This is a genomic window from Embleya sp. NPDC050154 (genome assembly GCF_044460165.1).
Lineage (GTDB): Bacteria > Actinomycetota > Actinomycetes > Streptomycetales > Streptomycetaceae > Embleya.
This window is the reverse complement of the sequence record NZ_JBITJP010000011.1, coordinates 88,241-111,949: the sequence shown is the minus strand read 5'-3', so window position 1 is coordinate 111,949 and position 23,709 is coordinate 88,241. Positions and strand designations below refer to the sequence as shown.

Sequence of the window (23,709 nt, the reverse complement as noted above, 5' to 3'; positions counted from 1 at the left end):
CGCAGGAGGTATTCGGGCCGCGGACCGGCTCGGCGGCTGCGCGGCGGAGTTCGGCGAACACCGGGAGTGGTCACGAGGGTGATCGGAACTTGATTTGTTCTCGGCCGTGTTCGAGGATTTCGAGGCATGGGACCTCTCAAGCCGGATATCGCCGAACTGATCTTTGGATTCATCACCTTTGTGCTGGTCTTCGCCATCCTGGCGAAGATCCTGCTGCCGCGCATCGCGGACACGATCGCCAAGCGGCACACGGCGCTCGAAGGCGGTTTCGACCGTGCGGCGGAACTCCAGCGGGAGAGCGAGGCGGCGCTCGCCGAACTGCGCGCGCAGATCGTCGAGACCCGTAAGGAGGCCGCGCTGGTCCGGCAGCAGGCTTCCGAGGAGGGCGCCCGGTTGATCGCCGAGGCGCGCGCCGAGGGGCAGCGGATCAAGGACGAGCTGGTCACCTCCGGCCACGAGCGGCTGGACGCGGACATCGCCCTGGCGAGTGCGTCCCTGCACGCGGAGCTGGGCCTGATCGGGACGGAGCTCGCGGGCAAGGTGCTCGGCGAGCCGGTCGGCACGCTGGTGGCCGACAGCGACGTGATCGAGCGCTTCCTGGCGGAGCTGGCCGAGTTGGACGCGGGACAGGGCGGCGACGGTCCGGCGCCCAAGGGCTGACCGAACATCGGCTTCGCGAGTGGCCGGCCCCGGGGATCGACTCCGGGGCCGGCCACTCTCGCGTTCGGAGGTGGCCGGCCCGAGCAGGGCCGGGACGGGCTTGCGCCCCCTACCGGCCGGCCCGGCCGCCCGACCGGTCAGCCCCGGTAGTCCGGGTCCGGCTCGAACTCCGGGTAGTACTCCGGCTCCGGTTCGAAGTCCGGCTCGTAGTCGTTCTGGTAGTCGGGCTGGTAGTCCGGCAGCGGTTCGCGGATCAGCTCGGGCACCGGTTCACGGGTGAGTTCGGCGGCGCGTGCGGTCTTGGGCGCGGCCGAGGGCGCGGGCGCGGGCGCCGGCGCGGGGCCGGCCGCCGTGGAGCCGGCCAGCGTGTCCAGGATCGGCTGACCGTACTTGGCGAGCTTGTTCTCGCCGATGCCGCTGATCGTGCCCAACTCGGCCAGGGTGCTCGGCCGGGTGCCGGCGATCTCGCGCAGCGTCGCGTCGTGGAAGATCACGTACGCGGGCACGCCCTGCTCCTTCGCGGTGGCCGCACGCCACGCGCGCAGCTCCTCGAAGATCGGCGCGGCCTCCGCAGGCAGCTCGACCGGCGCGGCCTTGCCCTTGCCGCCCTTGGCCGCCTTGTCGGCCTTCGCCGCACGGGCGGGCCGCTCCGGCTCCCGGCGCAACATCACCTCGCGCCGCCGGCCGAGCACCTCCTCGCTCTCCTCGGTGAGCACGAGCGCGTTGTACGAGGGCTCGACGGCGATCAGCTTCATCGCGAGCAACTGCCTTACCACGCTCATCCATTCGGTCCGGCCCAGTTCGGTGCCGATGCCGAAGACGCGCAGCGTGTCGTGGTCGAACTGGATCACCTTGGCCGTCTTGGCGCCGAGCAGGATGTCCACGATCTGGCCCGCGCCGAACTTCTGCCCACGCCGCTCGTGCTTGAGCCGCCACACGGTCGACAACACCTTCTGCGCCGCGATCGTGCCGTCCCAGGACGCGGGCGGCGACAGGCACGTGTCGCAGTTGCCGCACGCGGTGCTCTGCTGGCCGAAGTAGGCGAGCAGGCGCACCCGTCGACACTCCACCGTCTCGCACAGCGCCAACATCGCGTCCAGGTGTGTGCCGAGCCGGCGGCGGTGGGCCAGGTCACCCTCCGAGCCGTCGATCATCTTGCGCTGCTGCACCACGTCCTGGAGGCCGTACGCCAGCCACGCGGTGGACGGCAGCCCGTCGCGACCGGCGCGGCCGGTCTCCTGGTAGTAGCCCTCGACCGACTTGGGCAGGTCCAGGTGCGCGACGAAGCGCACGTCGGGCTTGTCGATGCCCATCCCGAAGGCGATGGTGGCGACCATCACCATGCCGTCCTCGCGCAGGAACCGGGACTGGTTGGCGGCGCGCACCCGTGAATCCAGACCCGCGTGATACGGCAGCGCCTCGATGCCGTTGTCGACCAGGAACGCGGCGGTCTTCTCCACCGAGGCCCGGGACAGGCAGTACACGATGCCCGCGTCGCCGGCGTGCTCGGCGCGCAGCAGGTCGAGCAGCTGCTTCTGCGGCTTGTCCTTGTGCACGATCCGGTACTGGATGTTGGGCCGGTCGAAGCTGGCCACGAAGTGCCGGGCCTGTTGCAGGTTCAGCCGGGACGCGATCTCGGCGTGGGTGGCCTCGGTCGCGGTCGCGGTGAGCGCGACACGGGGCACGTCCGGCCAACGCTCGTGGAGCTGGGAGAGGGTGAGGTAGTCGGGCCGGAAGTCGTGACCCCACTGCGCCACGCAGTGTGCCTCGTCGATCGCGAACAGCGAGACGGTGCCCCGGTCCAGCAGCCGCAGGGTGGCGTCGACCTTGAGCCGCTCCGGCGCGAGGTAGAGCAGGTCCAGCTCGCCGGCCAGGAACTCCGACTCGACCATGCGCCGCTCGTCCGGGTTCTGCGTCGAGTTGAGGAATCCGGCGCGCACTCCCAGTGCGGTGAGCGCGTCCACCTGGTCCTGCATGAGCGCGATCAGCGGCGAGATCACCACCCCGACGCCTTTTCGCACCAGGGCCGGGATCTGGTAGCAGAGCGACTTCCCGCCACCGGTCGGCATCAGGACGAGCGCGTCGCCGCCCCGGATCACGTGGTCGATGATCTCCTGCTGACTCCCGCGAAACGAGTCGTAACCGAAGACGCGATGCAGAACCTGCAGCGCTTCGCTGATCTGGGGACCGTCGTCGAGCGCTGTCATCCGAGCAGTCTAAGAGCTGTCGGTGACACCCGAGGCCCCTCCGTGGACAACGCCGTCCGCTCTGTGCACAACGCCGCCCGCCGCGCGGACGACGCGGCCCATCGCCCACCCACACGCGGCCCCGGTTGCCGCCGGGCCTCTCCCGGGCCCGGCGGAAACCGCGCGTTCAGGGCTGGGTCACCCGCGGCACGCCCAGCGGGTTGGCGTCGCGCAGTTCCGGAGGCAGCAGGGCGTCGGGCCAGTCCTGGTAGGCGGTCGGCACCAACCAGCGCTCCAGCGCGGTGCCGCCGACCGAGGTGTGTCCCGGCGCGGTGGTGGCGGGCCACGGACCGCCGTGGTGCATCGCCCAGCACACCGCTACGCCGGTGGGCCAGCCGTTGTGGATCAGCCGGCCGACGCGTGGGCGCAGCGCGGCGGCGACCCGGGCGGCGAGCGGGTGGTCGGCCTCGACGGTGTGCACCGAGCCGGTGAGGCTGCCCGGGAGGCGCCCGAGCGCGGCGAGCAGGGCGTCCTCGTCGGCGTAGGTGACCACCAGGCCGGCCGGGCCGAAGGTCTCCTCGGTCAGTTCGGCCGCGTGCGCGAGGAACTCGGCGAGGTCGGCGTGCCAGACCACCGGCGCCACCGCCCAGGCACCCTCGGCGGCGGTACCTCGGGCCAGCTCTCGGCCCGCGCGCGCCGAGGTGCCGCCCTCGTACGCGTCGCGGATCCGGGCGGACAACATCGGGCCGCCGGTCGCGGTGCGGGCCCGCGTGGCGATGGCGTCCAGGAGTTTGGTGTCCTCGGGCACGAACAGCAGCCCCGGGTTCGTGCAGAACTGTCCGGTGCCCAGGGTGAGCGAGCCGAGGTAGCCGGCGGCGAGGTCCTCGGTGCGTTCGGCCGCGGCTGCGGGCAGCACCACGACCGGGTTGACGCTGCCCAGTTCGCCGAAGAACGGGATCGGGTCGGGACGGCCCGAGGCCAGGTCGAACAGAGCCCGCCCGCCCGCGAGCGAGCCGGTGAATCCGACGGCGGCGATCCCGGGATGGGTGACCAGCGGGCCGCCCGCGGCGCGACCGGCGACCAGGCCGAGCAGGTCGGCGGACGCGCCGGCGGTGGTCAGCGCGGTCCGCACCACGCGGGCGACCGCGAGCGAGGTGGCCGGATGCGCCTCGTGGACCTTGACCACCACGGGGCAGCCGGCCGCCCACGCGGACGCGGTGTCGCCGCCGGCGACGGAGAACGCGAACGGGAAGTTGCTCGCGGCGAACACCGCGACCACGCCGATCGGGTGCAGCATGCGACGTACGTCGGGCCGCCCGAGCGTCGGATCGGCCGGGCTGAGTACCGCGCCCACGTGCGCGCCGGCGCGCAGGAGGCCGGCGAACATTCGCAGTTGGCCCGAGGTACGGCCGACCTCGCCGGTCAGCCGCGGCTCGCCCAGCGCGGTCTCCGCGTCCGCGACGGCGACCAGTTCGGCGCGCGCCGCGTCGAGCGCGTCGGCGACGGCCTCCAAAACCTCGGCCCGCTCGGCGCCGGAGCGTGCGGCCCATGCCGGCGCGGCCGCCTGCGCCGCGGCGACGGCACGTTCGACCTCGGGGCCGGTACTGGCGGGCAGCGGCTCACCGACCGGCGTCCCGGTGCGCGGGCTGTACCCCTGCACGGCTGTCGGCGCGGCGGTGGCGGGAGTCGGGGTCGACTCGATCACGGCGTTTCCTCCGGGTCGGACGAACGAAGGCCTGAGGGGTGGTCAGGCATGGTGCGGTCTCGGCGCCGTGCGGCCCTGCCCGGGCGACCCGGGCCGCGGCGATCCGGCGGAGCCCGCCGGGACGGCCGTCGAAGGAACCCGGCTACGGGGCAGCGGCTTTGCCGACCTTGTCCGAATACCCATGATCCCCGCTTCGCCGTGACGTGTCCCGGATCTCGAGCCGGGTCGGGACGACTCGGCCGGTGGGGCTCCGGTCGCCGGATTCCAACGCCTTGATCAGCAACTCGACCCCCGCGGCCGCGATTTCGGTCGGTCGCAGACTGAGCGTGGTGATCGGCGGGTCGGTCTGGGCGGCGGTCGGGTCGTCGCTGACGCAGACGATCAGCAGGTCCTGCGGGACGTTCAGGCCGCGAGCCCGGACGGTCTCCAGGATCAGCGGCGGGCTCGCCTCGGTGAGTACGAAGAGCGCGTCGGGGCGGTCGGATCGAGCCAGCATGTGGTCGATCGCGGCACGCGTCGCCGGGTTGCCCGGACGCCGGGTCAGCTCCACGAGAGGAGCGAACCCCCGTTCCACGCACCACGCGTGATACACCGTCAGCGCCTGTTCGTAGAACAACGACGTGGAGTGTGCGGCCACCACGCCGATCCGCCGCGCGCCGCCCGCCGCCAGGTGATCCAGTACGCCGCGGACGGCGGCCTCGTGGTCGATGTCCACCCAGTGCGCGCCGGGCATGCCCTCCAGACGGCGGTCCGAGAGGACCGGGATCCGGGCCGCCAGGAAGTCCTCGACCAAGGGGTCCTCGGCGAGCGGATCGGCCACCACCGCCGCGTCCAGCGGCAGGTCCGCCCACTCGTCCCGGGCCGTGTGGGTGGGCAGCAGGACCAGCGCGTACCCGTGGGCGAGCGCGGCCTGCGCGGTGGCGCTGGTGAGTTGGGCGAAGTAGGGCGACTCCATGTACGACCACGGTGTCTCCACGTACTCGCGCACCGCGTACCCGATCAGCCGGGCGTGCCCCGCGCGCAACAGGCGGGCGGTCGCGTTCGGTCGGTAGCCCAGTCGGCGAGCCGTCTCCTGAGCGTGCAGCCGGACCGCGTCGGAGAGCCGGCCGGTGCCGTTGAGGGCGGCCGAGACGGTGGTCTTGGACAGCCCCGCCTCACGGGCCACGTCGACGAGGCGGACCCGGGGTACGGGCGCGGGACGCTTGCCGCCGCCGTGCGGTGGAGTGCTCATGACGCCACATGCTGCCGGCTGCCGAGCCCTGAGTCACGCTCCTGTTACAGCGCCATGACCTTCAGAAAACCGTTCCCGCAAACCCTTGTGCGGGAACGTTCCCGCATCAATACTCCACAGAACTCCAGCGCCCCGCTACCCCCTGGAAAGAGGTGGGTTCTCTTGCGCATGCTCCGATCCGTCGCAGCAGTCGCCGTCGCGGCCGCGGCCGTGGCCGGTTGTTCCGGTGGCAAGTCCGACAACGCGAATCCCGGTGGCGGCTTCCAGGTGAGTCCGGACACCCCCGCGGCCAAGGGCACCATCCCGTCGGTGTCCTGGTCGCTGTACGCCGAGCCGCAGACGCTCGACTACCTGTACGCCTGGGACTACCCGATCAACACCGTGCTCGCGAACGTCTGCGAGCAGTTCCTGCGGACCACTCCGGACATGAAGATCGAGCCCGGCCTGGCCACCTCGTACACCAATCCGGACCCGCTCACCTGGGTGTACAACCTGCGCGAGGGCGTCACCTTCCACGACGGCACGCCGATGACCTCCGCCGACGCGGTCGCCAGCCTCAAGCGGCACCTGGACCCCGAACTCGCCTCCGCCTGGGGCACCGCCTTCCGCAACGTCGCCTCGATCGACGCCACCGGCCCGCTCCAGGTCACGATCAAGCTGACCAAGCCGGACGCGCTGCTCAACTCGATGCTCGCGGCCTCGCCCGGCACGGTCGAGAGCGCCGCCTCGATCGAGAAGGCCGGCAAGGACTACGGCAACCCGCAGGGCGGGGTGAACTGCACCGGGCCGTTCGCGCTGGACAAGTGGACCCCGGGCGACTCGATCACGCTCAAGAAGAACCCGAAGTACTGGGACGCGAAGCTGGTCGCGAAGGCCGACGCGTTCAAGTTCGTCTTCATCCAGGACCCGTCCGCGCGCGTGAACGCGCTGGTCTCGGGCTCGGTCGACGGCGGCTACACGGTGCCCTCCAGTGCCTATGGGCGCCTGCGGAACACCCCCAACGGCAAGCTCTACTTCGGTCCCAACAGCGGCAGTTACCTGCTCGCCGTCACCAACCTGCAGGGCACCATGGGTGACCTGAAGCTGCGTCAGGCGCTGTCCCTGGCGATCGACCGCACCGGCCTGATCAAGGCCGCGGCGGGTGGGGTCGCCAACGAGGCCAAGGGACTCACCCCGATCGGCGCTTGGGGCCTGGCCCCGGAGAAGGCGCCGACCTACTTCGCGACCCTCCCGCCGGTGAAGCAGGACCTCACCGCGGCCAAGAAGCTCGTCGCCGACGCCGGGGGCGGCGCGGGCAAGAAGATCGTGCTCGCGACCAGCTCGCTCGCGCCGGAGATCACCGTCTCGGCCAACGCCATCCAGGCTGCGGGCAAGTCGATCGGGCTCGACATCGAGCTCAAGACCGTCACCCCGGACGCCTACACGGCGCTGTTCACCGACCCCGAGGCGCGCAAGGGCATCGACCTGGTCGTCACCAGCGGCTACACGAACACGCCCGATCCGTTGGAGTTCTACGAGTCCATGGTCACCGGCGCGTTCGCCAACTACGGCAACTACTCCAACCCCGAGTACGACAAGCTCTACGAGCAGGCGGCCGGCACCGCCGACCCCGCGGCCCGCTCGGACCTGACCGCCAAACTCCAGGACATCGCGCTGCGCGACCTGACCTCGATCCCGCTCTTCGAGCCGCCGCACAACGTGTTCATGAACAAGCGCATCACAGGCGCGGCGCCCGGGATCGCGCAGCTGTACTGGCCGTGGGCCGCCACCGTCGGGGCCGCGGGCTGATGGCGCGTTACTTCCTGGGCCGTTTTCTCGGGTTGGCGCTGGTGTTGCTGGTGACCTCGTTCCTGGTCTTCAGCGCGATCCACCTCGCCCCCGGGGATCCGGTGACCTTCCTGCTCAAGGGCCACCCGGCGACGCCGGAGGCCAAGGAAGCCGTGCGTCTCCAGTACCACCTGGACGACCCGTTCCTGTCGCAGTACGCGCAGTGGCTCGGCGACGTGTGCACCGGCGACTTCGGCCGCTCGGTGCAGTTTCGCCAGGACGTCGCCGACCTGATCTCCTCGCGCCTGCCCACGACCGCGTTCCTGATCGGCTACGCGGCGGTGCTGGTGATCGTCTCCGGCGTGCTGCTGGGCATCCTCGCCGCGCTGCGCCCCGGCTTCGTGGACAAGCTCGTGCTGATCGGCACCGGTGTCGCGACCGCGACCCCCGCGTTCGTCGCCGCGATCGGCCTGGTCTCGCTGTTCGCGGTCAAGCTCGGCTGGTTCCCCACCTTCGGCGGCGGCTCGGGCTTCGGCGGGCGCGTCGAGCACCTCACGCTGCCGGCAGTGGCGCTCGCGTTCACGCTTTCCGGGCTGCTCGCCCGGGTCACCCGCTCCTCGATGCTCGACGAACTCTCGCGCGAGCACGTCGAGGTGGCCCGTGCGCGCGGCGTCGCCGAGTCGAAGGTGGTTCGGCGACACGTGCTGCGCAACGCGCTCGGCCCGATCGTCACGGTCGGCGGCACGATGCTCGCCGGCCTGCTGGTGACCACGTCGATCGTGGAAACGGCGTTCTCGGTCCCCGGGGTCGGCTCGCTCCTGGTGACCTCCGTGAACGTCAAGGACTTCCCCGTCGTGCAGGCCATCACGCTGCTCACGGTGGCCGCGTTCGTCCTGGTCAACCTGCTGGTGGACCTGTTGCAACCGCTCGTCGACCCCCGGGTCTCCCTGACCGGGCGAGGTGCCTCGTGACCAAGATTTCGATCGACAAGACCGACGGGGGCGACACGCCCGGGGGGATGACCGGCGAGACGCCCGGCGGGAGCGGCGCGGGTCGAGAACGTGGCGGGGGCGAGAGCGGCAGGGCCGACAAGCCCGGTCGGACCGCCGAGGCCGGCGGGGTCGTTCGCCGGCCCGGCTTCGGCGCGCTGCGTGCGCTGCGCCAAGGGCCGCTGTTCGTCGGCGCCGTGGTCGTGCTCGCGCTGCTCGTCCTGGTCGCGGTGTTCGCGCCGCTGATCGCGCCGTACGACCCCAACGCCGTGGACCTGTCCGCGACGCTGGCCGGCTCGACGCCCGACCACCTGCTGGGCGCCGACCAGTCCGGCCGCGACATCCTGTCCCGGCTCATCCACGGCGCGCGCACCGGCCTGCTCGGCCCGCTGCTCGTGGTGGTGCTGTCCACCGCCCTGGGCATCGTGTTCGGCGTCGCCGCCGCGTGGCGCGGCGGCTGGATCGACGCGGTCCTGTCCCGCTCGATGGACATGATGTTCGCGTTCCCCGGCCTGCTGATCGCGATCCTGTTCGTGGCGGTCTTCGGCGGCGGGCTGACCGCGCCGGTGATCGCGATGAGCGTCGCCTACACGCCGTACGTCGGGCGCCTGGTGCGCTCGGTCGCCACACAGGAGAAGGCCCGGCCGTACATCGAGTCCTATCGCGTCCAGGGTTGGTCCGGCTGGACCATCTGCGTCAAGCACCTGATCCCCAACATCGCGCCCACCGTGCTGGCCCAGTCGGCGATCAACTTCGGCTACGCGCTGATGGACTTGGCCGCGCTGTCCTACCTCGGCTTCGGCGTGCAACCCCCGGAGTCCGACTGGGGATCGATGATCAACGAGGGCCAATCGGCGCTGCTCCAGAACGTGCTGCTGCCGTCGTTCGCCCCGGGCGTGTGCATCGTCGTCGCGGTCGTCGCGTTCGGCATCGTCGGCGAAGGCATCGCCGACCGAGTCGCGAAGCGGGAGCGGTGATCCCATGGCATTTCTGGAAATCGACGACCTGACGGTGCGTCTGCCCGAGGGGCGAGCCGCGCGCCCGATCCTCGACGGCGTGTCTCTGCGCGTCGAAAAGGGCGAAAGCGTGGGCCTGGTCGGCGAGTCCGGCTCGGGCAAGTCGGTCGCGTGCCGGTCCGTACTCGGGCTGTTGCCCGCGAAGGCACGGGTGAGCGGCGAGGTCCGGGTGGACGGGCGGAACGTGCTCGGCCTGAACAAGGCGAGCCTGCGCTCGTTGCGCTCGCGCGAGGTGGCGATGGTCTTCCAGGACCCGCGCGCGTCGGTCAACCCGATGCGCCGGGTCGGCGACTTCCTCACCGAGGGCATGCGCGCCGCCGGCACCGCGCCCGCGATCGCCGCGGCACGCGCGCTCGAACTCCTGGAGGCGGTCGGCATCCGCGACCCCGAGGGCGCGATGCGGCGCCACCCGCACCACTTCTCCGGTGGCATGCTCCAGCGGGTCGTGATCGCCGCGGCCCTCGCCGGTGAGCCGTCGCTGCTGCTCGCCGACGAGCCGACCACCGCGCTGGATGTGACCACCCAGGCCGAGGTGATCGGGATCCTGACCCGACTCCAGGCCGAGCGCGGCACGGGCATGCTGTTCGTGACCCACGACCTCGAACTGGCCGCCGCGGTCTGCGATCGGGTCTACGTCATGTACGCGGGCCGGATCGTCGAGACGCAGACCGCGGAGGGCCTGTTCGCGAAGCCGCGGCACCCGTACACCGCCGGCCTGCTCGCCTCGACGCCGCGGCTCGATCCGGACGCGGGGCCGCCCAAGCCCATTCCGGGCCGCCCGGTCTCGCTCGCCGAGGCCCCCACCGGCTGCGCGTTCGCCGCGCGCTGCGCGCATGTACAGCCGCGGTGCACGGACGAGGCACCCGCGCTGACCCGGCACGACGACGCCTACGCGGCCTGCTTCCGCGCCGACGAGGGGATCCTGACGTGACCAGCCGCTCCGCCCGCACGGCCGACACCACGCTCGAAGTCACCGATCTGCGCAAGTCGTTCGGCGACCACGCCGCCGTGGCCGGGGTCTCGTTCACGCTCGCGCCGGGCGGCTCGCTCGGCATCGTCGGCGAATCCGGCTGCGGCAAGACCACGACCGCGCGCATGCTGGTCGGCCTGGCCACGCCCGACTCGGGCAGCATCCGGGTGGGCGGCCACGAGCGCGCCACGCGGACCGGCAATCGCGCCGAACGACTGGCCCGCGCGCGCGAGATCCAGATGGTCTTCCAGGACCCGTACTTGTCGCTGGACCCGCGGATCGCGGTCGGGGAGTGCGTCGACGAGGTGCTGCGACTGCACTTCGGCACGCTGACGAAGGATCAGCGGGCGGCCCGGGTGGCGGAGTTGCTGGACCAGGTCGGCCTGGGCGCGCGCGAGGCGACCGCGCTGCCCAAGGCGCTGTCCGGTGGTCAGCGCCAGCGAGTCGCGATCGCCCGCGCGCTCGCGGCCGAGCCGACGGTGCTCATCCTCGACGAGGCGGTCGCCGCGCTCGACGTGTCGATCCAGGCGCAGATCCTCGAACTCCTGGCCGGGATCCGGCGGGACGCGGGGGTGGGCTTCCTGTTCGTCAGCCACGACCTCGCGGTCGTCCGGCACATCACCGACGACGTGGTCGTCCTGCGGGCCGGCCGGATCGTCGAGGCCGGCAGCACCAATGAGGTGCTGACGAATCCTCGACACCCGTATACCCGGCTGCTGCTCGACTCCGTGCCACGGGTCGGGTGGGACCCGGCCAGGATCGCGGCCGATCGCCGGGCGCTGGCCGCAGAGGGCACGCGGTGAGCTTGGGCGATGGGCTCCGGGGGCCTCGGGGCCAGGGCCTCGGGGCCGCCGTTGCCGGCTTCGTTTGCCGGCATCGCGCAGTGATCTCGTGCAGTGACCTCGTGGTGATCTCGCACGGTGACCTCGTGGAGTGACCTCGCGGAGTGACCTCGCGGTGACCTTGTGCAGTGACCGCGCGGTGAGTTTTTGCAGTGACCTTGTGCAGGACGTGACCCGGAAGGACGTGACCCAGTCATGAGCAATGAGACCGATTTCGCCGCGGGGACCGAGCGCGCCCCGGTTGTGGTCGACGAGCTGGCCTACCTGCCCGCGACCGAGGCGCTGCGGCGCTTTCGGGACCGCTCGCTCTCGCCGGTCGAGTTGATGACCGCCGTGATCGAGCGGGCCGAGGCCGTCGAGCCGAGGGTGAACTGCCTCGCCGAGCGGATCTACGACGAAGCCATGGCCGGCGCGCGGGCGGCGGAGGCCCGCTACGCCGGAAAGGGCGACGCGCCGCGACCGCTCGAAGGGCTCGCGGTGGCGACCAAGGAGGAGCAGCCCATCGCGGGCCGGATCACCTCGGAGGGCTCGGTGCCGTTCGCGGCCGAGGTCGCCGACGTCACGCATCCGGTGGTCGAGCGGGTGCTCGCGGCCGGCGGCATCGTGCACGCGCGCACCACGACCCCCGAGTTCAGCTGCGCGGCGTTCACCCGCTCGGAGCTGTGGGGCATCACCCGCAACCCGTGGAACCTGGCTTTCTCGCCGGGCGGTTCGTCCGGCGGCGCCGGCGCCGCGCTCGCGGCCGGGAGTACCACGCTCGCGACCGGCTCGGACATCGGCGGCTCGATCCGCATCCCCGCGTCGTTCACCGGAACGGTCGGGTTCAAGCCGCCGTACGGCCGGGTCCCCGCGCTGGCGCCGTTCAACCTGGACACGTACTGCCACGACGGCCCGATGGCGCGCACGGTCGCCGACTGCGTGCTGCTGCAGAACGTGCTGGCCGGCCCGCACCCGCTGGACGGCGTATCGCTCAGCCCCAAGTTGGTCCTGCCCACCGCTCCGGAGGGCATCGAGGGGCTGCGCGTGGCGCTCTCGATCACGCTGGGGGACTGGCTGGTCGACCCCGAGGTCGAGGCGAACACGCGCGCCGTGGCGGACGCGTTGCGCGCGGCGGGCGCGATCGTCGAGGAGGTCCCGGTGAACATCACCCGGCGGGACGTGCTGGACACCGCGTTGATCCACTTCGGCGCGATCTTCGGGTCGTGGGTGCGCGGGGTGGCCGAGGAACACGGCGACCGGTTGAACGCGTACACGCTCAGGTTCGTCGAGGAAACGGTCGCCGCCACCGAGCGGGGCGGCCTGCTCGAGGGCCTGGAGCGCGAGGCCGCGATTCACGCCGAGGTGGGGCAACTGCTCGACCGGTACGACGTGTTGCTGTGCCCGACGGTCGGGATCCCCGCGTACCTGGCGGACGACGACTACACCTCGACCAAGGTCACGATCAACGGCGTCGAGCTGGAGCACTACCTCGAGGCGTCACTTACCACGGTGTTCAACATCGCGAGCCGCTGTCCGGTGCTGAGCGTGCCGTCGGGCCACGCGTCGAGCGGGGTGCCGACCGGGGTGCAGATCGTCGGGCGGTTCTACGACGACGCGACGGTGTTCCGGGTGGCGGCGGCGCTGGAGCGGGTGCGGCCGTGGGACTACGTGGGTGCGGGTATTCCGGCGCTCTGAGGGGATCGGGCTCGGGCCTTCGGTGCTCGGAGCCGGGTCGGGCTCGGGTTTCGGCGTGCTCGGGCTCCTTGGGGTGTTTGGTCCGGTCGGACTCGATGTACCGATCGGGCCAGGGCTGCTCGGCGGGCTCGATCTCCTGACCGGGTTCGCGCTGCTCGGCGGGCTCCACCTCCTCCCCCTCCTTCTCTTCGCCGTTCGCGTTCATTTCGCGTCCTCTCGCGTCCTCTCGCGTCCTCTCGCGTTCGTTCGCGTTCTCTGCGCGTTCGTGGATTGCTTCGCGTTCGGTCTTCGTCGGGTTCGGTCTTCCTCTCTTCATTCTTTTCAACGCAACTCGGTACAAGGAGTTCCATGTCCACCCCTGCCGATGTCGTCTTCCGCGGTGGTTCGGTCCATACGATCGACGCCGCGCGTCGCCGGGCCACGGCGGTGGCTGTGCGCGACGGGCGGATCGTGGCCGTCGGGCACGACGCGGATGTGCGCGGGTTGATCGGTTCGCGCACCGACGTGATCGACCTGACCGGCCGCGCGCTCGTACCCGGCTTCCAGGACTCGCACGTACACCCCGCCCTCGCGGGCATGACGCTGATCCGCTGCGACCTCTCGGACGCGCGGGACGCGGACTCGACGTTCGCCCTGATCCGCGCGTACGCGGCCGCCCGGCCCGACGAGGAGTGGATCAGCGGCGGCGGTTGGAACATGGAGGCGTTCGCGGGCGGTACGCCCAGTCGGCAGCAACTGGACGCGATCGTGCCCGATCGCCCGGCGTTCCTGATCAACGCCGACGGCCACGGCGCGTGGGTCAACACCCGCGCGCTCGAACTCGCGGGCGTCGGACGGGATACCCCGGATCCGGCCGACGGGCGGATCGAGCGCGAACCGGACGGCACCCCGCAGGGCACCCTGCACGAGGGCGCGACCGCGCTGGTCGGCGACCTCGTCCCGGGCCTGGACGCGGCCGACGGCCTGCGCGCGCTGCTCGCGGGCCAGGCGCGGATGCACTCGGTCGGCGTGACGGCGTGGCAGGACGCGATGGTCGGTTCGGCGCATCCGGGTCTGGACCCGCTGGAGTCCTATCTGACCGCGGCCCGTTCGGGGCAGCTGACCGCGCGCGTCGTGGGCGCGCTGTGGTGGGAACGGGACCAGGGCGCCGAGCAGTTGGAGCGGCTTCTCGACCTCCGCGCGTCCTCGTCGGTCGGTCGGTTCGCGGCCACCAGCGTGAAGATCATGCAGGACGGGGTCGCGGAGAACTTCACGGCCGCGATGAACGACCCGTACTTCGACGGCTGCGGCTGCCACACCGGCAACAGCGGACTGAGCTTCGTGGACCCGGCGGCGCTGCGCGAGCACGTCACGCTGCTCGACGCGCACGGCTTCCAGGTCCACGTACACGCGGTCGGCGACCGGGCCGCGCGCGAGGCGCTGGACGGCTTCGCGCAGGCGCTCGCGGCGAATGGGCGGGCGGATCACCGGCATCACATCGCGCACCTCCAGGTGGTCCATCCCGACGACGTGCCGCGCTTCGCGGAGTTGGGCGTGACGGCCAACCTGCAGCCGCTGTGGGCCGCGCACGAGGCCCAGATGGACGAGCTGACCATCCCGTTCCTGGGTGACGAACGGGCGGCGTGGCAATACCCGTTCGGCGACCTGCTGCGCTCCGGCGCGACCCTCGCGGCGGGCAGCGACTGGCCGGTCAGCGCGCCGGACCCGATGTGGGGCATCCACACCGCGGTCAACCGGGTGCTGCCGGCCGTCGCGGAGCCGTCGGACACGATCTTCCTGCCCGAGCAGCGGATCGACCTCACGGCGGCGCTCGCGGCCTACACGGTGGGCACGGCGTACGTGAACCACCGCGACCACGACACCGGCACGATCGAGGTCGGCAAGCTCGCCGACCTGGTCGTCCTGGACCGCGACCCGTACGCGGGCGCGCCGGCGGAGATCGGCGACACGCGCGTGCTGGCGACGTACGTCGAGGGCGCGGCCGTGTACACGGGAGAGGGTCTGTGAACCGCGAGGGAGGGGGCCGATGAGCACGGCCTACGACGTGGCGGTGGTGGGCGCGGGACTGGCCGGTCTGGTGGCACCGCGGGAGCTCGCGTCGTCCGGGCTGCGCGTGGTGGTCCTGGAGGCGGGCGATCGGGTCGGCGGCCGGACATGGTCGAAGGTCCTCCCCGGTACGGGAGTTCGGGTCGACCTCGGCGCGGAGTGGATCTCGGCGGAGTACCACCGGGCGCTGATGGCCGAGTACGAACGCTACGGCGTGGACCTGGCCCCGGCACGGGAGAGCGCGGCGCGGCAGGTGTGGTTGCTGGACGGTGAGGCGTCCGAGGGCGCGATGCCGCTGACCGGGGCGGATCTGGCCGCGTACGAGCGGTTTGTCGCGGAACTCACGGCGTTGGCAGCAGAGTTGACGGCTTCACAGGCGCCGGACGGGTTGGACGTGGCGTACGGCGAGCTGCTTGAGGGCCTACCGGCGCGGGCGGCGGCGTACCTGTCGGTGCTCGGCGCCGCGTTGATGGGCGCGCGCCCCGAGGAGTACTCGGCGGTGGGCGTGATCGAGGACATCGTCGCGCTGGGCGGCGACCCGGCGGCGGCGTTCGGCGCCGAGGATCAGCGGGCGGCGGGCGGTGCGGACGCGGTGGCGGTGGCGATGGCGGCCTCGCTCGGCGCCGAACTGCGCTTCGGGGCGCGGGTGGTGGCGGTGCGTCAGGAGGGGCCGGGCGTGCTTCTCGGGCTGGCCGACGGCAGCGCCGTGCCGGCCGCCGCGGCAGTGGTCGCGGCACCGCTCAACACGTGGGCGGCGATCGCCTTCGAGCCCGCGCTGCCGGCGGCGGTGGCGGCACTGGCCGAGCAGGGCCACGCCGGCCGCTCGGTGAAGGTGGCGGCCCGGACGACCGGGATACCCGTCGACACCAAGGCGGGCTGTTGGCCGCCCGGCGTCCTCGCCGTGTACAACGCCGGGGAGGACGTCTCCGTCGTCTTCGGCCTCGCCGAGAGCTTCGACCCGACCGACCGGGCCTCGATCGAGACGGCGGTGCGGCAGCTGTACCCGGACGCCCGTGTCCTGGAGGTACTCACCCACGACTGGTCCGCCGACCCACTGGCGCGGGGCACGTGGGTGGCCCCCCGCCCGGGCCAGCGGCCCCTCTTCGCGGCGGCGCGGGAGCCACACGGGCGGGTGGTCCTGGCGGGCGGCGACATCGCACGCACGTCCCAGGGCTACATGGACGGCGCGGTGCTCTCGGGCCACGACGCGGCGGAGGCGGTGCGGAACCTGCTCGCGTAGCGGGCACCCGACCGGGGTGGGCGTCGTCTGCGGAGGAGACGATGTCCACCCCTTGGCCATGTCAAGATACCCATGACAGAGATAGTCGACGCACAGATAATCGTGTCGGATCCTGACCCGGAGGCCGATCCCGACGTCGAAAGGGCCGACATGCCGCTGACCGCCGAAGACAGCCCCGGCTTCCTCCTGTGGCACACCACGCTGCGCTGGCAGCGCACGATGGCGGCCACCCTCGGCCCGCTCGACCTGACCCACCCTCAATTCGTGCTCCTGGCGAGCCTGTACTGGCTCGACACCCAGGGCGCCAAGCCCAACCAACTCACCCTGGCCGCCCACGCCGGCATGGACGTCAAGACCGTCTCCCCGGTCCTGCGCCGCCTGGAAGCCAAGGGCTACCTGACCCGAGCGACCGACCCGACCGACACCAGAGCCAAGCTCCTCCACATCACCACCCCCGGAAGCGACTTGGCCGCCAAGGCCATGCAGGCGGTGGAAGCGGCGGACGCGGCCTTCTTCGCGGACGCTCCCGACCTCGCGAACCTGCTCAAGGCGCTGCGCCGGCTGTCCGGCACACTCGGCGGGTAGAAGCGAGGTCGAGATCGAGGGTCGGGCCGGATGCGGTTTGATGTCGGCTGTGTCGATATTCACCGAGCAAGACCTCCTCGACGCCGCCGGATCGAAGTCGTTCGAGCGCGGCGAGGGTTACCTCGACGCGGTCGCGAATCTGACCGAGGACGGCCCCGGTGTCATCACCGCCGTGGTGTACGGAAACGACACCTACGACGTCGTCCTCGAATTCGGGTCGGACGATCTCACCGGTCAGTGCGATTGCCCGTACGGCGACCAGGGCTACTTCTGCAAACACTGCGTCGCGGTCGGCCTGGTCTTCCTGCGTACGGCCGAGGCCGGTCCGGTCGGGGAACCCCAGGGCGCCGCGATCGATCTGCGCGCCTATCTCGCCTCGCTCGACCACGGCGAACTCGTCGACCTCCTCGACGAGGCGGCCGGCAGCGATCCCGACCTGCGCCGCCGCCTCCACCTGCGCGCGGCCCGTACCGACGCCGGTGCCGGCCCGGACATCGCGGCGATCCGCGAGCACCTGGGCCGCTCGCTGCGCACCTACGGCTACCTGGACCGGCACGGCGCCCACACCTACGCCGGGGCGGTCGCCGACATCGCCGAGACGCTGGGGGAGTTGTCCGCCGCCGGCCACCATGTCGCCGTCATCGACCTCGCCGGCCGAGCCCTGGCCCTGATCGGCGCCGCCATCGAGGCGATCGACGACTCCGACGGCGGCATCACCGAGGAAGGCGAGGCACTGGTCGAACTGCACGCCGAAGCGTGCGCGACGGCCTCACCCGATCCCGTCGAACTGGCCGACTGGCTCCTCGCGTTCCAGCTCGCGAACCACAGTTGGCCGGAACTGGCGATCCAGGACTACACGCAGCCGCTGGGGGACGCCGGTATCGCGCACTACGCCGCGCGCTTGCGCGAAGCCGAGTCCGCCGGGAACCGAGACGGATGGTTGATCCAGCACCTACGGGAAGACCTGGCCGAGGCCCAGGAAGACACCGACGCCCTCGTCGAAGCACTCGCCACCGACCTCACCCACGGCTACGCCTACCTCCGCATCGCCGACGCACTCACCGACGCCGGCCGCGAAGACGAGGCCCTCACCTGGGCCGAACGCGGCACCGCCGAGCACCCGGAAGAGCCCAGGCTCGCCGACTACCTGACCCACCGCTACACGACCGCCGGCCGCTACGCCGACGCCCTGAAGGTCCGCTGGGACCAGTTCCGACACCGACTCGGCGTCCCGGCGCACCGACAACTCCTCGAAGCCGCAGCAGCGGCCGGAGAAGCCGACCACTACCGCGTCCAGGCCCTCCAAGCACTCCGCGACGCGGCCGAACAACCACAGACCCGCGCCCGAGCGGCCCAAGCCCTGATCGACATCCTCCTCACCGAGGACCGATTCACCGAAGCCTGGCACGCAGCCGAAACCCTCGGCGCCACCCGCACCCAATGGCTCAACCTCGCCGACGCCTGCCGAACCACCCGCCCGGATGACGCCCTCGAGATCTACCTACGAGAAGCCACCGCCCTCATCAAAACCACAACCAAACACGCCTACGCCCAGGCCGCAGACCTCCTGGCCCGCGCCCGCGACACCGCCCAAGCCACCAACCGCGAACCCCTGTGGGAAGCCGCATTCACCAAGTTGCACACCACCCACCACCGCAAACGCAACCTGATGACCGAACTCGCCCGCCACGGCCTCATCTGATCGCCGGAAACGTCCGAATGAACTCCCCCAAGTCCGCCCGGAGTTGGACGCGACTGTCCGCCAAGCTTCCGGATCATGGCGTTGATGGCGACCATCCGCAGTCCCCTGCCCCGCAAGCCAATCGACTGTTCGCAAGAGCGCAGACAGGGAGCCGACCTCGTCCTGAGTCGGCGGTGTCGACGGGAAAGGTCGGGCGGATGGTCGGCATCCCGTCACGCCGGTCCGAGACCTCGACGCGCAACGTGGCCGACTCTGCCCGAGACGACTCGATCGCGGTGCTGAGTTCGAAGCCGTGGTCGGTTCCCCTCCCGTGGGCCGTGACGTTCGCGGCGTTCGCGGCGTTCGCGGCGAGTTCGGCCGGAACAGCGCACCCGCTCGGACCGACTGCGCCCCAACGGAATCGAGCTGGGACCGCTGCCCCCACACACGACCCGACCGGCCAACGACAAGCCCCGGACCGACAACGGCAACGCACACGATGAGCAGGCCTGAAGCAGCACGCGAACAAGGACATAACAGGAAGCCCCGGAGCGACCCGGGCCTTCCGTCGCGTCCGGGCCACGCCGCGACTACACCGCATACGCACTGTGACCCGCGGAAACGCCCTCAAGATCATTGCGCATATATGGCACAGCGGCGGTCCTACGCCTGCCGCCACCTCGCCGCGCGCCACACATCGTGACGGCAAAAAAGAGCCCCAAAACAAAAACAGCAGCTCACGAGTGATCGTGGCTGCTGAGACTGTTCACGCTGTGTGCCCCTGGCAGGATTCGAACCTGCGCACACGGCTCCGGAGGGCACTGCGCCAAAACCGCTCTGACCTGCGGCGGAGCCGCATCGTCAGTGTCTTCGGATCGAACCCTGGCGCAAGCCTGGCGCGCAGACGGTCGCGCCCCCTTCCTCTGCTGAGAGCAGGCCCGCCTTATCGACGTTCGAGTGGCTTCTTGATCTACATGCAAGCTCGGTGGATCAAGCGCTCGCCCCGGATTCTGCTGCGTCTCCGTCAGTCGGAGGGACGGCGCGACGCCTCAGCAGGACACATGCACAACGGAGCGGGTATTGCGGCTTGCCGCCCCAGTCACGCAAAGTGTCTGTGTCGTGCCGAGCTGATATGCCTTGATCACCGGTGGCTCGACATGGGGTGCTGGACGCGAGGGGGCGGCATGAGGATCTCGGAATTCTTCCAGCTGGGGCGGCGACAGCCAGCACTGGACTTCGTTGACGTGGACACATTAAACGACGTCGCGGTTTACATAGACCCGAGCACGATCCATCGGCTTCCCGATCAGTGGGGGGAAGAATGCGATCGCATGCTCACCACGTTCTTCGACAGCGTGCTTGATTCGGTGAAAACCAAGGACTCGGCGAGGACGCGGTACTTGCTGGGCAACCTACGTGAACCTAACGAGACGCACCTGGGTATATCAAAGGGTAAATCTGCTGGCAGGGGCATGGGCACCGAAATGGGTACGCGCTTCGCTGCAAAACTTGCGGAGAGCAGGGCCGCCCATACTGGGCTGATTGAGGATCTCGAAGATACCGCATTCTTTATCGAGAAAGTCGGTCAGGATATCATCTCTGATATCACTACCAACATTATTCGAGGTCCCCTGATCGCGTATACCCACCAGATGTGCAAGTTTTTCGATATCTCCATGGAGGAAGTGTGGAGCGGGCCGACCTGGAATACTATCACCCGCGAATGGGAGGACGGGTATGTCGATCTTCCCATGACCGAAGGAGGGAAGCTCCTACTTGTTCCTAAAGTGATTGTACGGCGCGCACCTCACCTCTCCAGGGATGAATATTTTGCACATCATCTCGCCCCTGTTTTGGAGGGCGAGGAATTGGCCAACCCGAAGAGTCGCCTGGTGAAGACCCTTAAAGATGGCCAGCGAAGAGTTTTCACCAAAGACTTGGCCGCGCACTATGGGACTACTAAGCCGGATATTACAAACATGTCGTTGCAGCGCCCGACTGTCTTTAGGCACTACAAGGATGTGAAAAAGTCAGTCCCGCCCAGACCTCTTACACATGAAGATCTCAGTGCGGTTGTCGGTGGGGGTTTGCCGGAATATCAAAACCTGCTCAAGGCGGTGGTTTCGACGCCCCGAGGTCGAGATGCGGCCCACTTGTACCATCACCGAGTGGAGGCGCTTCTAAGCGCCCTTCTCTACCCCTCTCTTTGTATGCCAGAGATGGAGGAAGAGATTCATGACGGTAGGAAGAGGATAGATATAAGTTACACAAACAACGCGGCAAGTGGGTTCTTTGACTGGCTCACGCGACACAAGATCGTGGCTCGATACGTATACGTTGAATGCAAGAACTATGGCGGTGAACTGAAAAATCCCGAGCTCGACCAGATTTCGTCCCGTTTTTCACCTTTGCGAGGCAATGTGGGGCTCCTCGTCTGCAGGAGTTTCCAGGATAAGGATCGATTCTTGAGGCGTTGTCGGGACACCGCGCTGGACCATCGTGGCTATGTCCTCACCCTGGATGACGATGATCTGCGACGACTTGTTGATGATGTTGAAGAGGCACAGCGTGAACCGGAGGAGTTGGAGGCCAAGCCGGCCAGTCGACTCAATCGCGACGACTATCCGCTCTTGCGGGAGCGTTTTAAGGCACTCACTGGCTGATTTCGTTACAAGAGGCACGCGAGTCAGGCGGGTGCGGTCGGGTCGAATTGGAAGGCCGAGGGAAAGAGGTCGCCGCCCTGGCGGTTGTCTACTCACTGGCCACCTAAGAGGCCAAGCCCCGACGTACGTCGTTGCTCAGTTGAGTCACGGGATGAGGCTGTGAGTCCCGTTCTGGTGTAATCGCCGCAGTCCACAACGAGATTGGGGGAACCTTGTTGCACATCGGTGAGGCAGAGCAGGCCGGCGTCGACATCAGCATTCGACGGAGGGGGGGAGCGAAAGTCGAACTTTTCTTGGACTGTGACCGAGGGGTTCGGTTGGGGGACGGTACCCCCACCGTGGCTGGCGTGCTACCCGAAAAGCTGGCGCTTGAGAAGCTCTCGGAGATCGTGCGCGCGACCCCATGGCTACAGGAAGCCTTGGCGCTGGAATTCATCGCTCGGTTGGTGGCCGAAGGGACCGGTGGGGACGACTTCAAGGTGTCATCCCGCCGCAAGCAGTCCAAGAGCTAACAGGATCTACGCGCTGACCAGTCAGTGCTGGATGCGTGATCCCGATGGATGCGTCGCGACTGCGGAAGACCTTGGCAACGCGGCTCGAATGAGAGCGCGAACGGCCTGCTTTGACAGTTCTTGGCGGGCCGGGCTCACGCTGTACGTTCTGCCCGATCGGCGCCGGGCTCCCCTCGTTAAGGGCAGATACTGCGTGTGTCTTCACGCTCTCGATGGCCCTGGAAGGTATTCCGAGTTTGTCTCAGGTCAGTGGGCCGACGCACAAGCGCATCAAGGGGTGTTGTGCGTGCCCTGGCAGGCCTCGCCGCGTATTTGCCGCAGCCGCCAGTCACGTCCCGGCAACCGGCCGCAGTCCCGCTCATCCTGCTTCAGGCAAGGAGGCGTTCATCGGGAAAACGCCGTCGCGTAGGTGGGCGGTGCATGCTTACAGACGCATGCTTCGGTTGAACCGCTCCGAGTTTGATCGAGACTCTCATTCTTGAGAGAATCGGACGAATCATGCCGAAGCACTATCCCAGGGAACTCAAAGAGCGGGCAGTGCGCCTGGTGCTGGAGTCCCGTGACCAGTACAAGTCCGAGCACGCGGCGATCCGATCGATCGCCACCAAGCTCGATGTGGGGCCCGAGTCGCTGCGCCATTGGCTACGCCAGGCGGAGGTCGACGCCGGTCACCGACCCGGGACCACGACGGAGGAATCCGCGCAACTCAAGGCGTTGAAAAAGGAGAACGCCGAGCTCAAGCGCGCGAACGAGATCCTGAAGGCGGCGGCGTCTTTCTTCGCGGCCGAGCTCGACCGGCCACACACACGCTCGTAGCGTTCATCGACGAGCACCGGGACCGCTTCGGCGGAGTCGAGCCGATCTGCAGCGTGCTCACCGCACACGACTGCGGCATCCACCCGAGCACCTACTACGCGTACAAGAAACGCACGCCTGCGGCGCGATCCGTTCGCGACGCGGAATTGACCGCCCTGATCGAGAACGTCCACGAGATCAACTACGGCGTCTACGGCGTTCGCAAGGTCTGGGCGGAGTTGAAGCGCCGCGGCCACACCGACGTCGCCCGCTGCACCGTCGCCCGATTGATGAAGAACGCCGGGCTCTCCGGCGCCGTCCGCGGCCGGAAGGTCCGCACGACCGAACCGGACCCGACCGCCGCGCGGGCGCCGGACCTGTTGCGGCGCGACTTCGTCGCGTCGGCGCCGAACCGCGTGTGGGTGGCGGACTTCACGCATGTCGCCGCGTGGGCCGGCACCGTCTACGTCGCGTTCGTCGTGGACACCTTCTCGCGCCGCGTCGTCGGCTGGTCGGCCGCCACCAACAAGCGCACCGACCTCGTACTCTCCGCTTTCGAAATGGGCCTGTGGCAACGCGACCGTGCGCAACACTCCGTCCGGCACGGGGAGTTGATCCATCACAGCGACGCCGGCTCGCAATACACGTCGTTCCGTCTCGCAGCCCACCTGGCGCGCGAGGGCACCGCCGGATCCATCGGCACCGTCGGCGACGCCCTCGACAACGCCCTGATGGAATCCACCATCGGCCTCTACAAGACCGAACTGATCAAACCCCGCGGCCCGTGGCACACCCTGGCCGCCGTCGAACTCGCCACCGCCGAGTGGATCGACTGGTACAACCACACCCGCCTCCACGGTGAGATCGGCCACGTCCCACCCGCCGAACACGAAGCCAAGCACTACCAGAGACAGCCAAAACCACAGGTCATCGCCACACACCCGAGTCTCTAACGAACCCGGAGCGGTTCATAGCGATGTGTGGCGCGCAGGCCTGTCGGGCCCTACAACAACCGCGATCCCGAGTGAGATCAATCGCCAGCTTGGTGTGGTCGCCTGTAGGCGCCGTAGTTGCCACCCCCGATCTGCGTTCCGGGTACAGATGCCATGTCTCTGAGAAGTTGAGCCTTGTAGCAGCTGTCAGCACG

Annotated in this window: 17 protein-coding genes; 14 read left to right on the top strand and 3 right to left on the bottom strand. The window is 69.5% G+C overall.

Annotated elements, in window-relative coordinates; translation table 11 throughout:
• The first annotated feature begins 126 nt into the window (after window positions 1-126).
• Entirely contained in the window at window positions 127-660 is a 534-nt protein-coding gene (locus ACIBSV_RS23640) for a hypothetical protein (protein ID WP_395866113.1), read from the top strand.
• 137 nt (window positions 661-797) lie between these two features.
• Here the strand turns inward: ACIBSV_RS23640 and recQ are convergent, their stop codons facing one another.
• The 3 genes from recQ to ACIBSV_RS23625 all read right to left on the bottom strand — a co-directional run bounded on the left by recQ (window position 798) and on the right by ACIBSV_RS23625 (window position 5,782).
• Window positions 798-2,867, bottom strand: coding sequence for a DNA helicase RecQ (gene recQ, locus ACIBSV_RS23635; protein ID WP_395866111.1), 2,070 nt, complete (start codon window positions 2,865-2,867; stop codon window positions 798-800).
• A 166-nt stretch (window positions 2,868-3,033) separates the two neighbouring features.
• A complete protein-coding gene (locus ACIBSV_RS23630) occupies window positions 3,034-4,551 on the bottom strand; it encodes an aldehyde dehydrogenase (NADP(+)) (RefSeq protein WP_395866109.1) in 1,518 nt (505 codons plus the stop codon).
• Window positions 4,552-4,693: 142 nt separating this feature from the next.
• The gene (locus ACIBSV_RS23625; RefSeq protein ID WP_395866107.1) at window positions 4,694-5,782 is read right to left on the bottom strand and encodes a LacI family DNA-binding transcriptional regulator; all 1,089 of its coding nucleotides are present in this window, start codon (window positions 5,780-5,782) and stop codon (window positions 4,694-4,696) included.
• Window positions 5,783-5,950: 168 nt separating this feature from the next.
• Between ACIBSV_RS23625 and ACIBSV_RS23620 the strand changes: the two genes are divergently transcribed.
• The 13 genes from ACIBSV_RS23620 to ACIBSV_RS23560 all read left to right on the top strand — a co-directional run bounded on the left by ACIBSV_RS23620 (window position 5,951) and on the right by ACIBSV_RS23560 (window position 23,515).
• The gene (locus ACIBSV_RS23620) at window positions 5,951-7,570 is read left to right on the top strand and encodes an ABC transporter substrate-binding protein (RefSeq protein WP_395866105.1); all 1,620 of its coding nucleotides are present in this window, start codon (window positions 5,951-5,953) and stop codon (window positions 7,568-7,570) included.
• On the top strand, window positions 7,570-8,520 hold the full coding sequence (locus ACIBSV_RS23615) for an ABC transporter permease (protein ID WP_395866103.1): 951 nt from the start codon (window positions 7,570-7,572) through the stop codon (window positions 8,518-8,520). Before ACIBSV_RS23620 ends, ACIBSV_RS23615 begins: the two co-directional genes overlap by 1 nt.
• Entirely contained in the window at window positions 8,517-9,515 is a 999-nt protein-coding gene (locus tag ACIBSV_RS23610; protein WP_395866101.1) for an ABC transporter permease, read from the top strand. Before ACIBSV_RS23615 ends, ACIBSV_RS23610 begins: the two co-directional genes overlap by 4 nt.
• A 4-nt stretch (window positions 9,516-9,519) precedes the next feature.
• Window positions 9,520-10,485, top strand: a complete 966-nt coding sequence (locus tag ACIBSV_RS23605; protein WP_395866099.1) for an ABC transporter ATP-binding protein — start codon at window positions 9,520-9,522, stop codon at window positions 10,483-10,485.
• A complete protein-coding gene (locus tag ACIBSV_RS23600; protein ID WP_395866097.1) occupies window positions 10,482-11,327 on the top strand; it encodes an ABC transporter ATP-binding protein in 846 nt (281 codons plus the stop codon). Before ACIBSV_RS23605 ends, ACIBSV_RS23600 begins: the two co-directional genes overlap by 4 nt.
• A 234-nt stretch (window positions 11,328-11,561) precedes the next feature.
• Window positions 11,562-13,040 (top strand): amidase, encoded by a 1,479-nt coding sequence (locus ACIBSV_RS23595; protein ID WP_395866095.1) that lies wholly within the window; start codon window positions 11,562-11,564, stop codon window positions 13,038-13,040.
• 348 nt (window positions 13,041-13,388) lie between these two features.
• Complete coding sequence (locus ACIBSV_RS23590) at window positions 13,389-15,047, top strand: amidohydrolase (RefSeq protein WP_395866093.1); 1,659 nt, start codon at window positions 13,389-13,391, stop codon at window positions 15,045-15,047.
• A gap of 19 nt (window positions 15,048-15,066) precedes the next feature.
• Window positions 15,067-16,326 (top strand): flavin monoamine oxidase family protein, encoded by a 1,260-nt coding sequence (locus ACIBSV_RS23585; RefSeq protein WP_395866091.1) that lies wholly within the window; start codon window positions 15,067-15,069, stop codon window positions 16,324-16,326.
• Window positions 16,327-16,398: 72 nt separating this feature from the next.
• Entirely contained in the window at window positions 16,399-16,911 is a 513-nt protein-coding gene (locus ACIBSV_RS23580; protein WP_395866089.1) for a MarR family winged helix-turn-helix transcriptional regulator, read from the top strand.
• Window positions 16,912-16,960: 49 nt separating this feature from the next.
• Window positions 16,961-18,613 carry an SWIM zinc finger domain-containing protein gene (locus ACIBSV_RS23575; protein ID WP_395866087.1) on the top strand — a complete coding sequence of 551 codons (1,653 nt, stop codon included), beginning with the start codon at window positions 16,961-16,963 and terminating at the stop codon, window positions 18,611-18,613.
• 1,163 nt (window positions 18,614-19,776) lie between these two features.
• Complete coding sequence (locus tag ACIBSV_RS23570; protein ID WP_395866085.1) at window positions 19,777-21,255, top strand: hypothetical protein; 1,479 nt, start codon at window positions 19,777-19,779, stop codon at window positions 21,253-21,255.
• Window positions 21,256-21,593: 338 nt separating this feature from the next.
• On the top strand, window positions 21,594-21,767 hold the full coding sequence (locus ACIBSV_RS23565) for a hypothetical protein (RefSeq protein ID WP_395866083.1): 174 nt from the start codon (window positions 21,594-21,596) through the stop codon (window positions 21,765-21,767).
• Between the two features lie 498 nt (window positions 21,768-22,265).
• Window positions 22,266-23,515, top strand: a protein-coding gene (locus tag ACIBSV_RS23560; RefSeq protein WP_395866081.1) for an IS3 family transposase whose coding sequence is annotated in 2 segments (ribosomal slippage) — window positions 22,266-22,539 and window positions 22,539-23,515 — 1,251 coding nt in all. Because the reading frame shifts where the segments join, the coding sequence is not laid out codon by codon here.
• Window positions 23,516-23,709: the final 194 nt, after the last annotated feature.

Bases quoted from the DNA above. Each gene is read 5' to 3' on its own strand.
- ACIBSV_RS23640 (WP_395866113.1), top strand. From the start codon at position 127: ATGGGACCTCTCAAGCCGGATATCGCCGAACTGATCTTTGGATTCATC.
- recQ (WP_395866111.1), bottom strand. From the start codon at position 2,867: ATGACAGCGCTCGACGACGGTCCCCAGATCAGCGAAGCGCTGCAGGTT.
- ACIBSV_RS23625 (WP_395866107.1), bottom strand. From the start codon at position 5,782: ATGAGCACTCCACCGCACGGCGGCGGCAAGCGTCCCGCGCCCGTACCC.
- ACIBSV_RS23620 (WP_395866105.1), top strand. From the start codon at position 5,951: ATGCTCCGATCCGTCGCAGCAGTCGCCGTCGCGGCCGCGGCCGTGGCC.
- ACIBSV_RS23615 (WP_395866103.1), top strand. From the start codon at position 7,570: ATGGCGCGTTACTTCCTGGGCCGTTTTCTCGGGTTGGCGCTGGTGTTG.
- ACIBSV_RS23605 (WP_395866099.1), top strand. From the start codon at position 9,520: ATGGCATTTCTGGAAATCGACGACCTGACGGTGCGTCTGCCCGAGGGG.
- ACIBSV_RS23595 (WP_395866095.1), top strand. From the start codon at position 11,562: ATGAGCAATGAGACCGATTTCGCCGCGGGGACCGAGCGCGCCCCGGTT.
- ACIBSV_RS23590 (WP_395866093.1), top strand. From the start codon at position 13,389: ATGTCCACCCCTGCCGATGTCGTCTTCCGCGGTGGTTCGGTCCATACG.
- ACIBSV_RS23585 (WP_395866091.1), top strand. From the start codon at position 15,067: ATGAGCACGGCCTACGACGTGGCGGTGGTGGGCGCGGGACTGGCCGGT.
- ACIBSV_RS23580 (WP_395866089.1), top strand. From the start codon at position 16,399: ATGACAGAGATAGTCGACGCACAGATAATCGTGTCGGATCCTGACCCG.
- ACIBSV_RS23570 (WP_395866085.1), top strand. From the start codon at position 19,777: ATGAGGATCTCGGAATTCTTCCAGCTGGGGCGGCGACAGCCAGCACTG.